Annotated in this window: 8 protein-coding genes; all 8 read left to right on the plus strand. The window is 47.8% G+C overall.

Going from position 1 to position 12,138, the window contains the following annotated elements; all coding sequences use genetic code 11:
* Positions 1-3,215, plus strand: a 3,215-nt coding sequence (locus tag H7T88_RS28390; RefSeq protein WP_221791727.1) for an S-layer homology domain-containing protein, incomplete at its 5' end; no start/stop codon positions are given.
* 318 nt (positions 3,216-3,533) lie between these two features.
* On the plus strand, positions 3,534-4,373 hold the full coding sequence (kduI, locus tag H7T88_RS28395; protein ID WP_090924443.1) for a 5-dehydro-4-deoxy-D-glucuronate isomerase: 840 nt from the start codon (positions 3,534-3,536) through the stop codon (positions 4,371-4,373).
* A 23-nt stretch (positions 4,374-4,396) separates the two neighbouring features.
* Complete coding sequence (locus tag H7T88_RS28400) at positions 4,397-5,155, plus strand: DeoR/GlpR family DNA-binding transcription regulator (RefSeq protein WP_145334811.1); 759 nt, start codon at positions 4,397-4,399, stop codon at positions 5,153-5,155.
* Positions 5,156-5,235: 80 nt separating this feature from the next.
* A complete protein-coding gene (gene kduD, locus H7T88_RS28405) occupies positions 5,236-5,988 on the plus strand; it encodes a 2-dehydro-3-deoxy-D-gluconate 5-dehydrogenase KduD (protein ID WP_154960174.1) in 753 nt (250 codons plus the stop codon).
* A gap of 40 nt (positions 5,989-6,028) precedes the next feature.
* A complete protein-coding gene (locus H7T88_RS28410; protein ID WP_154960173.1) occupies positions 6,029-6,877 on the plus strand; it encodes a sugar phosphate isomerase/epimerase family protein in 849 nt (282 codons plus the stop codon).
* Positions 6,878-7,123: 246 nt separating this feature from the next.
* Positions 7,124-8,431 (plus strand): homocysteine synthase, encoded by a 1,308-nt coding sequence (locus H7T88_RS28415; RefSeq protein ID WP_154891739.1) that lies wholly within the window; start codon positions 7,124-7,126, stop codon positions 8,429-8,431.
* A 649-nt stretch (positions 8,432-9,080) separates the two neighbouring features.
* Positions 9,081-11,147 (plus strand): heavy metal translocating P-type ATPase, encoded by a 2,067-nt coding sequence (locus H7T88_RS28420; RefSeq protein ID WP_312027670.1) that lies wholly within the window; start codon positions 9,081-9,083, stop codon positions 11,145-11,147.
* A 137-nt stretch (positions 11,148-11,284) separates the two neighbouring features.
* Positions 11,285-12,094 (plus strand): alpha/beta fold hydrolase, encoded by an 810-nt coding sequence (locus H7T88_RS28425; protein ID WP_221791729.1) that lies wholly within the window; start codon positions 11,285-11,287, stop codon positions 12,092-12,094.
* Positions 12,095-12,138: the final 44 nt, after the last annotated feature.

Consider the following 12,138-nt stretch of genomic DNA (forward strand, 5'->3'; position numbering starts at 1 on the left):
CCAACGCCACAAGTGCAACCGTAACAGGATTGAACCCAGCCACATCGTATGACTTCCGTCTTGTGGTCACTGGCGGTACGAATGCCGGTACATCGAATGTGGTCTCGAACATCACGACGGACAATGCACCGAGCTTGCCGCTCACGGACTTCGCCAATACGGCGAAAACGAGTACAAGCGCAAGTTTTAGCTGGACAGCAGCCAGCGGAGCAACCGGAATCGTGATCGAACAATCAGCTGCTGGTGCGAATACATGGACTACAGCGTTTACAAGCGGGGCCCTTGCGACCAACGCCACAAGTGCCACGGTAACAGGGTTGAACCCAGCCACGTCGTATGACTTCCGACTTGTGGTTACTGGTGGTGGGAATGCCGGTACATCGAACGTTGTTTCGAACATCACGACAGACAATGCACCGAGCTTGCCACTCACCGACTTTGCAAATACGGCGAAGACGAGTACAAGTGCAAGCTTTAGCTGGACAGCAGCGAGCGGAGCAACAGGGCTGGTGATCGAACAATCGCCAGCGGGCACGAACACGTGGACAACGGCACAAACGAGTGGAGCGATTTTAGCAAACGCCACAAGTGCCACGGTAACAGGGTTGAACCCAGCCACATCGTATGATTTCCGACTTGTGGTCACTGGCGGTATGAATGCGGGCACATCGAATGTGGTCTCGAACATCACGACAGATAATGCACCGAGCGTGCCACTCACCGACTTTGCGAATACGGCGAAGACGAGTACAAGTGCAAGCTTTAGCTGGACAGCAGCCAGCGGAGCAATAGGGATCGTGATCGAACAATCGCCAGCAGGTGCGAACACATGGACAACATCGTCCACAAGCGGGGCCCTTGCGGCCAATGCCACAAGTGGCGCGGTAATAGGATTAAACCCGGCCACATCGTATGATTTCCGACTTGTGGTCACTGGCGGTATGAATGCAGGCACATCGAACGTGGTTTCGAACATCACGACAGACAATGCACCAAGCATGCCGCTCACCGACTTTGCGAGTACAGCGAAAACGAGTACAAGTGCAAGTTTTAGCTGGACAGCAGCCAGCGGAGCAACCGGAATTGTGATTGAACAATCCCCAGCAGGTGCGAACACGTGGACTACAGCGTCTACAAGCGGAGCCCTTGCGACCAATGCCACAAGTGGCACGGTAATAGGATTAAACCCGGCCACGTCGTATGACTTCCGACTCGTGGTCACTGGCGGTGCGAATGCGGGCACATCAAACATTGTCTCGAGTGTGACGACGGATAATGCACCGAGCGTGCCGCTCACGGACTTTGCGAGTACGGCGAAGACGAGTACAACGGCAAGCTTTAGCTGGACAGCAGCGAGCGGAGCAACCGGAATTGTGGTTGAACAATCTCCAGCGGGCATGAACACGTGGACAACGGCACAAACGAGTGGAGCGATTTTAGCAAACGCCACAAGTGCCACGGTAACAGGATTGAACCCAGCCACGTCCTACGATTTCCGACTCGTGGTCACTGGCGGTACAAATGCGGGTACATCGAATGTAGTCTCAAACATCACGACGGACAATGCACCAAGCGTACCGCTCACCGATTTTGCGAGTACAGCGAAAACGAGTACAAGTGCAAGCTTTAGCTGGACAGCAGCGAGCGGAGCAATAGGGATTGTGATTGAACAATCGCCAGCAGGCACGAATACGTGGACTACGGCCTCTACAAGCGGAGCCCTTGCGTCCAATGCCACAAGTGCAACCGTAACAGGATTGAACCCGGCAACGTCATATAATTTCCGCCTCGTACTCGCTGGCGGCGCGAATGCCGGTACATCGAACGTTGTCTCGAACATCACGACGGATAATGCACCGAACGTGCCTAACAACCCTAACGTACCTAACAACCCTAACGTACCAAGTTCGCCGACTAGTTCGATAAATAGCGGTTCTGGTAGCATCGCTCCTTCAAGCGGCACTACTGGAGTAGACATTCTTGTTAACGGGAAAGTGGAGAGTGCGGGTACAGCCACGACATCGCAACGCAACAATCAAAGCGTGACCACGATATCCGTCGACCAGAACAAGCTGGACAACAAGCTTGCATCGGAAGGTTCAGGAGCCGTAGTGACTTTACCGGTTAATACGAAATCGGATATTGTGATTGGTGAATTGAACGGTCAGATGATTAAAAATCTGGAAAACTATAGTGCAACATTGGAGATTAGAACAGCCCGAGCAACATATACTTTGCCAGCTCAACAAATAAATATTAATGCCCTATCCGCCCAATTGGGTAAAGAGTTGAACCTGCAAGACATCAAAGTTCGCATTGAAATTGCCGTTCCAATAACGGATATGATGCAAGTGGTAGACCAAGCGGCAGGGAAGATTGGGCTCACGCTCGTTGCTCCACCGACGGATTTCAAGATTAGCGCAACATATGGAAGTACGACCATTGACGTATCAAAATTTAACGCATATGTTGAAAGAAGTGTTGCTCTTCCGAACGGTATTGATCCGAATAAGATCACAACAGGCTTGGTGGTAGAGCCGGATGGATCGGTAAGGCATGTACCAACCAAAGTGATTTTCAAGGAGGGAATGTATTACGCTCAGATCAACAGTTTAACAAACAGCACTTATAGCGTTGTCTGGCACCCACTAGAATTCAGTGATGTTGCAAAGCACTGGGCTAAAGAAGCTGTGAACGATATGGGTTCCCGAATGATTGTCAACGGTACCGGCAATGAACAGTTCAATCCCGACCAAGATATTACACGTGCCGAATTCGCAGCCAGCATTGTTCGAGGACTGGGACTTAAACTTGAGAACGAGACTACGCTTTTCTCGGACGTTAAGTCTTCCGATTGGTACAGCAGTGTAATTAGTACGGCTTATGCATACGAATTGCTTGATGGCTATCCAGATGGTACCTTCCGTCCGATGGATAAGATTACACGTGAACAGGCAATGGTGATCCTTTCCAAGGCAATGACTCTGACCAGATTGAAGGAAAAGCAGCCTGTACAATCGACAGATGGAATACTTCATTCATTCCAAGATGCGGTTAGTGTCTCTCAGTGGGCACAAAGTAGCGTTATGGAAAGTGTACAAGCAGGCATCATATCTGGCAGAAGTGCCACAGCACTTGTACCTAAGGCTTATATTACAAGAGCTGAGGTAGCCACGATTATCCGGAAGCTTCTTCAAAAGTCCGAATTGATCTAATGTAAATACAGTTCTATTCATCAAGTGATCTAAAAAAAGAGAGTTGACTAAAAAAGGGTGATCTCTGCATCTTGCAGAAATCATCTTTTTTTCGTAGTGAGTTTTATTGTTACTGGAGTCACAAGTTTTACTAGAAATAGCCAACACAATTCAGTGATTTGGTTGAATCATAAAAATAAGGGTACACAAATGATAGGAAATGAACTAAAATGAACTCATATGAACTTTAATAAACATAGTGAACTTCATTGAAAGCCACAAGGCATCAATGAGCTCAACTCTAAACTTAATTCACAAGACGAAAGGAATGGATTACTAATGGAAAACCGTTATGCAGCACACCCGAATGAAGTAAAAACGTATGATACAGCTCGTTTGCGTGAGGAATTCCTTATGGAGCAATTGTTTGCCAAAGACGAACTGGTGACTGTGTACTCCCATGTGGATCGTTACATTGTCGGAACTGCAGTTACACAGAGCAAGGACATCACTCTTGAAGTTAACTTGAAAGATATCGGAACGGACTTTTTCCTGGAGCGCCGTGAAATCGGTATCATTAACGTGGGTGGACAAGGTACAGTAACAGCGGACGGAGAAGTGTATGAGATTGGAGCCAAAGAATGCCTCTACATCGGTAAAGGCGTTAAGGAAGTGGTATTCAAGAGCAATGGCACAGAGCAGGCGGCTCAGTTCTATTTTGTTTCTACACCGGCTCACCATACCTATCCAACGGTAAAAGCAACTCAAGAGCAAGCACAGCCGAACCACCTCGGCAGCATCGAAACTTCCAACGAACGTACCATCTACCGTTACATTCACCAAGGTGAAGGCGGGATCAAGAGCTGTCAGCTCGTTATGGGTATCACAGAGTTGAACAAAGGTAATATGTGGAACACAATGCCGGCACATACACACAACCGTCGTTCCGAAGTGTACCTGTACTGGAACCTGCCTGAAGATGGCGTTGTATTCCATATGATGGGTGAGCCAACGGAAACGCGTCACCTGGTTGTACGTGATCGTCAGGCGATCATCTCTCCAAGCTGGTCTATTCACAGCGGTGTAGGTACAAGCAACTACACTTTCTGTTGGGCAATGGCTGGAGAAAACCAAACGTTCGAAGACATGGACGGCGTAGCGATGAAGGATCTGAAATAAGAAAGAAATAGGAAGTTGATTAGATGAATCCATTGAAACGACATGAAAAGATCATGGAGGCTCTGCTGGAACGCCAGGAGGTCACGGTTAGTGACCTGAGCGAACTGTTGCAGGTGACTGGCAAAACGGTGCGAGAGGATCTCGATAAGCTGGAGAGTATGGGATTGCTCGTGCGTGTACACGGCGGAGCTATGCTGGCTCAGAATGACCAATATGGGATTCTGAACAGCCGCGGGGCACTGGAGAAACACCAGTCCGAGAAAACCGAGATTGCCGAACGAGCACTTGCTTATATTAAGCCTGGGGATATTGTAGCACTGGATGGTGGCAGCACCACGCTAGAGATGGCCAAGCGGCTCGATAACCAGCCGCTGACGGTGATCACAAGTGATTTATACATCATTGCAGAGCTGACGAAAAAGGAACAGGTGCGACTGGTCGTTCCTGGTGGAGCGCGTGTGCGTAATATGCTGGTGGGTGAAGATACGGCGGCATTTATTTCCGGTCTGAACATTCACAAAGCCTTCATTTCAACAACGGCGCTTCATCCTGAATTTGGCTTGTCCATCTATACAGGCGATCTGGTTCCTCTGAAGAAAGCAATGATTGCTGCTGCACAGCAGGTATTTGGCGTAGTGGATCATTACAAATTCGGGCAATTTGCACTCCGTACCTTCGCACAGTGCTCTGAACTGGATTATATTATCAGCGACCGAAATCTGGACGAAGAGACAGCGGCTTTATACAGGCAGAGTGGTGTCAACGTGGATTACACAAGTTAACTTCATGTATTTTTAACGGGATGAAATAACGAACGATACAGTTGTAATTTGCATATCAAAGACATGTGGAGGAAATGTTCATGAACCCATTTGATTTAAGCGGACAAGTTGCAATGGTGACAGGTACCTCAGGAGGACTCGGGCAGGGAATGGCAGTTGGCCTCGCTGAAGCGGGGGCAGATGTGGTGCTGGTGTCTTACTCCAAACCGGCGGAGACGGCAAATGCAATTGAAGCACTGGGACGTAAAGCGTATATCATCGAAGCTGATCTAAGCAAAGAAGAAGAACTGTCAGCTGTGTTTGAAAAAGCGCTCGCTTTCCAAGGCAGAATTGATATTCTCGTCAACAATGCCGGCATTATTCGCCGTACTCCGGCAGCGGATCACGCACATCAGGATTGGCATGATGTCATCGCGTTGAACCTGAACAGTGTATTTTTCCTGAGCCAGCTGGCGGGGAGACATATGATTGAACGTGGAAGTGGCAAAATCATTAACATTGCATCGATGCTTTCCTACCAAGGTGGCATTAATGTTCCGGGATATACGGCTAGTAAACACGGCGTTGCCGGGTTGACGAAAGCCCTGGCTAATGAATGGGCTGGCAAGGGCATTCAGATTAATGGCATCGCTCCAGGTTATATGGAAACGGATAATACAACTCAAATTCGTGCGGACGAGAACCGTTACCGCGATATCACAGCACGTATTCCAGCAGGTCGCTGGGGAACACCTGAGGACTTGAAAGGTCCAGTGGTGTTCCTGGCTTCTGCTGCATCGGATTATTTGAATGGTCACGTACTTAATGTGGATGGCGGATGGATGGCGCGTTAATCCGTCATCCAAGATCCGTTTTGCAGAAGGAGGCAATGAGATGAAACTTGGTGTTCTGGCCCATACGTTTGGTAAACGGCCTACAGCTGAGCTGGCGCAAATCATTGCGGACAACGGATTCAACTCCGTGCAACTGGCTCTTGCCAAAGCGTTGTCGGACATGGATTCAGCGAATGGCAAATTGAGTCCTGGATTCGCTAACGAGGTAGGAGAACAATTTGCTAGCCGCGGGGTGAAAATTGCCGTTCTAGGCTGTTACATCAACCCGATTGATCCTGATCCTGTAAGCCGTCGCGCAGATATTAACCGGTTCAAGGAACATCTGCGTTATGCCCGGGATTTTGGGTGCAGTATGGTGGCAACAGAAACAGGAGAACGAACGACTTATAAGGATTCTCATCCAGACACATATGATGAAAAGTCATGGAGTGTTCTGAAAGATACGCTGGAGGAGATCACGGAGGAAGCTGAAAAATGGGGCGTACATGCTGCCATTGAACCCGTGGCGACCCATACACTTCATACGCATGAACATATGACCCGGTTGTTTGAAGAGATTCCGTCATCCAATCTGGGCATGTTGTTTGATCCGTGTAATCTGATTAAACACCATCATACAGCAGATCAAGGAGCTTTTCTGCGTGAAGTAATGGAGAAGCTGTATGAGAAGATGATCGTGATTCATGCGAAAGATGTAGCTTTCAATGCACAGGGTGAGAAGTATAATCCCGTTCCTGGTGCGGGCATTCTGGATTATCCGTTGTTCTTCGAATTGCTCAAGACATATAAACCACACATTGATATCTCGCTGGAAGGTGTGAATGCAGAAGAGGCTGTGCCTGCTGCCAAGCATCTGCGAGCGGTATGGGACGCTGTGAAGGTAAGATGAGGTAGAAGAAATGCTAACGATGAATGAACTGAAAAACCTTTGCCATGGCAAAGGTTTTTTTAGTACAGCAGGATCATACTTTACATATTAACATTTCTTATCGGAAAAATCGGAAATAACTCTTTTCAAAACCGACATCTTGTGAGAGAATATGGAAAACATAAGCCGCCATGATGAGACATCAAGAAGCCAGTAATTGAGATCAGGATGCACAAGAATGCATATATCAAGGGAGGATTCAGAATTATGTCAAACGAACGTGAGCTTTCATTTGAAACATTAGCTATTCATGCAGGTCAAGAGATTGACCCAACAACCCAATCTAGAGCTGTACCTTTGTACCAGACAACATCTTATGGATTCCGTGATACGGAGCATGCTGCTAATCTGTTTGGTTTGAAAGAGTTTGGCAACATCTATACGCGTCTGATGAATCCAACAACGGATGTATTTGAACAGCGGATTGCTGCTCTGGAAGGTGGAGCAGGCGCATTGGCTACGGCTTCGGGTCAGGCAGCTATTACGTTCTCTTTGCTGAACATTGCCGGTGCTGGAGACGAGATCGTGTCCTCGGCAAGTCTGTATGGCGGTACGTATAACCTCTTCTCTACAACGTTGCCGAAATTGGGCCTTGATGTGAAATTTGTAGATTCCAGTGATCCGGAGAACTTCCGAGCGGCGATTACGGAGAAAACAAAAGCATTGTACGCTGAAACGATTGGTAACCCGAAGGGGAATGTACTTGATATTGAAGCCGTGGCAGCAATTGCCCATGAACATGGCATTCCTTTGATCGTGGATAATACGTTCCCAAGCCCGTATTTGCTTCGTCCAATTGAACATGGAGCGGACATTGTCGTTCACTCGGCAACCAAGTTCATTGGCGGGCATGGTACATCCATCGGTGGTGTCATCGTGGACAGTGGTAAATTCGACTGGAAAGCAAGCGGCAAATTCCCAGGATTGACTGAACCGGACCCAAGTTATAACGGGGTTGTATACACAGAAGCGGTTGGCCCGATTGCTTATATTATTAAAGCACGTGTACAGTTGTTACGTGACTTGGGAGCGTCCATTTCACCATTTAACTCCTGGCTGTTGGTACAAGGTTTGGAGACGTTGCATCTTCGCGTGGAACGTCATAGTAGCAATGCGCTGGCAGTTGCAGAGTATCTGGAGAAACATGAGGATGTCCTGTGGGTGAGCTATGCAGGTCTGCCAAGTCATCCATCTTATGAACTTGCACAGAAATATCTGCCAAGAGGGCAAGGTGCCATCCTGACGTTTGGCATTAAAGGCGGTGTAGAGGCAGGGCGTAAATTGATCGAAAGCGTGAAACTGTTCTCCCACCTTGCTAACGTAGGTGACTCCAAGTCATTGATCATCCATCCGGCAAGCACAACCCATGCTCAATTGACGGAAGAAGAACAAACAGCAGCTGGCGTAAATCCGGAATTGATTCGTCTGTCCATTGGTACGGAGAACATTCAGGATATCATTTATGATCTGGAGCAGGCGATTAAAGCGAGCCAAGGTGCAAGTGTAGGCGCGTAAAAGTAAGTTACAATTGTAGGTGTATCAAAGTATGTCGTACTTGAAAGGTCAAAGCCACGTTCAGCGGGCTTTGGCCTTTTTGTATGGAGAGTTCTTTGTGGCAAAAGCTTTATGGTAGGTACATAACGAACGAGTATGCCTTTATCTTTAGGTCATTGGAACGAGGAGAATGAGGAGCTAGCGCTAACGATCTCCACGGAGTTTATTTGCCTTTTTTACCGAGATTTAAAATCTAACGATTAGCAGAGATGTTATTTATTCATTTTTCAGCATTTAGGGGCGAGAAATGGGCTAAATGCAATGAATAGCGTTCCTAGTGATCGTTAGCATTAAAAATGATGCTTTTTCGATGAAATAAGGTTTCTCATGATCGTTAGCCTGAAACACCCATTTACAAATCAACAGCATAGGCATATAATTGAGCTAAAGTTGTATTGAGTAAACATAATTGCATAAGCGCAAAAATGATTATCATTCTCACTGGATTACAGATCTATGAAAATGCCAAATCATCTCTAAACCATGCTGCTGCGGGATTCCCGCAGCAGCATGTGCCATTTTTAGGGCAATAACAATGGCTCTCATTCTCAATACAATTTGGGCAATGCAGTCAGATGAGAACAAAACCTCCGAAGGGAACGTGATTTATATGCAAGCGATACATCAACCTTTACAAGGGAAACAGCAAGCCAAGCAACAATCGGCCCATACTCCTGGACCCAAACGGGGCAAGAAAAAGAATTTTCGCGCGATGTTGCAGAACAAGGAGATGCAGGCAGCGCTGGGCAGTGGCATTATGATGCTGATTGCATGGGGGATAGCACCTTATTTTGCCACGATGTCTGTGATAATCTACATTGCCGCTTATGGGATTGGTGGCTGGACGAAGGCCAAAGAAGGTGTCGAAACTTTGGTTAAGGATCGTGATCTGGACGTTAACTTGCTAATGATTGCCGCATCACTTGGAGCGGCGACAATTGGTTATTGGAATGAAGGCGCGATGCTAATCTTTATTTTTGCCCTTAGTGGAGCATTGGAAAGCTACGCCACGGAGCGCAGTCACAAAGACATCTCATCCTTACTTGCACTTAAACCGGAGACGGCATTGCGGATCGAGGATGGACAAATGAATATCGTGGCGATTGAGGATTTGCAGCCAGGGGATCTGCTACTCGTGAAGCCAGGCGAGCTGATTCCTGCGGATGGAGTTGTTTATCGGGGAAGTTCTTTTATCAATCAATCGTCGATTACCGGGGAATCGATGCCAGTAGATAAGAGTGCAGGGGACGAAGTTTACGCTGGTACAGTGAATGGTGAGGGGGCGTTATATGTTGAAGTCACCAAGTCGGCCGAGGGCTCACTATTCGGAAAAATCATCAAGCTGGTGGAGGAAGCGCAAGCCGAGGTACCGGATTCGCAACGTTTTATGGAACGTTTTGAAGGTATCTATGCACGAATTGTTGTAGGTGTTACGCTTCTTGTTATTGTAGGAGCACCACTACTCTTGGGATGGACGTGGAATGAAGCTTTTTACAAAGCCATGGTTTTTCTTGTCGTGGCATCACCTTGTGCACTGGTGTCCTCCATCATGCCTGTGATGCTATCTGCAATGTCCAGCAGCGCTCGCCGCGGGATTTTGTTCAAGGGAGGAGCGCATATGGAGAATATTGCTCATACCCGAGTGGTCGCTTTTGACAAAACAGGTACGCTCACGATGGGAACTCCCAAAGTAACGGATATCCTAACTGCACCGAGCGTAAGCAGAGAGCAATTATTGTCCGCAGTGGCGTCTGTTGAAAATCTCTCGATGCATCCCCTTGCTCGGGCTATCGTGGAACAGGCGAGTAAAGAAAACTTACCTCTACAAGAGGCAGAGCATGTGCAGTCTATTACAGGACACGGCATTCAAGGAAGCATAAATGGCGTCGTGTGGAAGGTTGGGCGGCTGGATGGAACAGTGTGGGCACAAGAGAAGCAGACGATGGAAGAGAGAGAAGCTACGGAAACACTAGCTGTAACGCCAACTGGCGAATTAAAGAATGGCAAAGCTGTGGAGTCTATAGCCAATGATGTACTCGTAAACGGTGAAGCAGACTGGGAAGCGGTATGTACCCGACTGGAGCAGGAAGGCAAAACGATATCTGTTGTAACTGTCAATGGTGAGTTTGCGGGTTTGATTGCGATGCGGGATATGATCCGTCCACAGGCGGTTGAAGCTGTGAAGAAGCTGGAGAGCATGGGTGTCAAAGTAGCGATGTTAACCGGTGATCGTGCCCGTTCAGCTTCGGTCATTGCCGGTGAAACCGGGGTTAGTCTGGTCTATGCTGATCTGCTACCTGAAGATAAGGTCACACAGGTGCAAGCGCTCCGTGAGCAATATGGTCATGTGCTGATGGTTGGTGACGGGGTTAATGATGCGCCTGCGCTTGCGGCAGCAACGGTGGGGATGGGCATGGGCTTATCAGGCAGTGGGACGGCAATCGAGGTAGCGGATGCGGTGCTTATGAATGATAATATCGAAGAGATTGCTTGGGTAATCGGGCAAGCTCGGCGAGCCGAACGCACGGTGAAGCATAATATGTGGTTTGCCATTACAGTTATTTTAGCGTTAAGCGCAGGTAACTTCTTACAAGATATTGCTTTGCCACTTGGAGTGGTTGGTCATGAAGGCAGTACCATTTTGGTGATTCTGAATGGACTTCGACTGTTGCGTTAAGTTGGGCTTTAACGCACAGTGCCCCAGCAGCTCCCGTTTGAACCTGTTGTCAGAGGGTAATAGTCGAAGAGACGATACAACGTATCTTGCTAACGATAATTACGAATGACTACTAACGATAAAGGGAGCTGTGAACAATGGGCCGTTATGTACAAGTTGAACCGAATGTAAAAGTATATGTTGAAGATATTGGTGAAGGGACTCCGGTACTGTTTTTGCACGGCTGGCCTGTCAATTATAAAATGTTTGAATACCAATTGAATGTGCTACCGAACCACGGCATTCGTACCATTGCAATGGATTTCAGAGGTTATGGTTTATCCGATAAGCCGTCTACTGGATATGATTATGACCGCATGGCAGACGATGTTCGTGCTGTTATTGACGACCTGGGGCTGACAGATGCCATACTCGCTGGTTTCTCCATGGGTGGTGCTATCGCGGCACATTATATGGCGCGTCATCAGGGACACGGAGTATCGAAGCTGGCACTGCTGTCGGCGGCGGCACCTGTATTTACGCAGCGTGAAGGTTATCCGTACGGTTTAACGCCGGATGAGCTGAATGAGCAGATTATTGAGCCGATCTTCACGGATCGTGCGAAGCTATTGGATACGTTCGGCGGAATGTTTTTTGCGAAGAAGCACAGCCAGCCTTTCATGCAATGGTTCCATGCACTAGGCATGGAAGCTTCGTCTTATGGTACGATTAATAGTGCGATGGCGTTGCGTGATGAGGATTTGCGCGGGGAATTGGAAACGATCCAGGTGCCTACAGCCATTTTCCACGGTAAAAAAGACGAAATCTGTCCGTTCGAATTCGCTGAAGAGATACACAAAGCGATCCCTTCGGCTGAAATGGTTGTGTTTGAAGAGAGTGGACACGGTGCATTTTACGATGAGTTGGAAAAATTCAATGCTGAACTGATTCGATTTATTCAATCTTGATCTTTTAAATAAGACGGATTGTAATATGAAGTGCGACACCTACT

The organism is Paenibacillus cucumis (ex Kampfer et al. 2016) (genome assembly GCF_019748695.1).
Classification (GTDB): Bacteria; Bacillota; Bacilli; order Paenibacillales; family Paenibacillaceae; genus Paenibacillus; species Paenibacillus polysaccharolyticus.

Bases quoted from the DNA above. Each gene is read 5' to 3' on its own strand.
- H7T88_RS28400 (WP_145334811.1), top strand. From the start codon at position 4,397: ATGAATCCATTGAAACGACATGAAAAGATCATGGAGGCTCTGCTGGAA.
- kduI (WP_090924443.1), top strand. From the start codon at position 3,534: ATGGAAAACCGTTATGCAGCACACCCGAATGAAGTAAAAACGTATGAT.
- H7T88_RS28410 (WP_154960173.1), top strand. From the start codon at position 6,029: ATGAAACTTGGTGTTCTGGCCCATACGTTTGGTAAACGGCCTACAGCT.
- H7T88_RS28415 (WP_154891739.1), top strand. From the start codon at position 7,124: ATGTCAAACGAACGTGAGCTTTCATTTGAAACATTAGCTATTCATGCA.
- H7T88_RS28420 (WP_312027670.1), top strand. From the start codon at position 9,081: ATGCAAGCGATACATCAACCTTTACAAGGGAAACAGCAAGCCAAGCAA.
- H7T88_RS28425 (WP_221791729.1), top strand. From the start codon at position 11,285: ATGGGCCGTTATGTACAAGTTGAACCGAATGTAAAAGTATATGTTGAA.
- kduD (WP_154960174.1), top strand. From the start codon at position 5,236: ATGAACCCATTTGATTTAAGCGGACAAGTTGCAATGGTGACAGGTACC.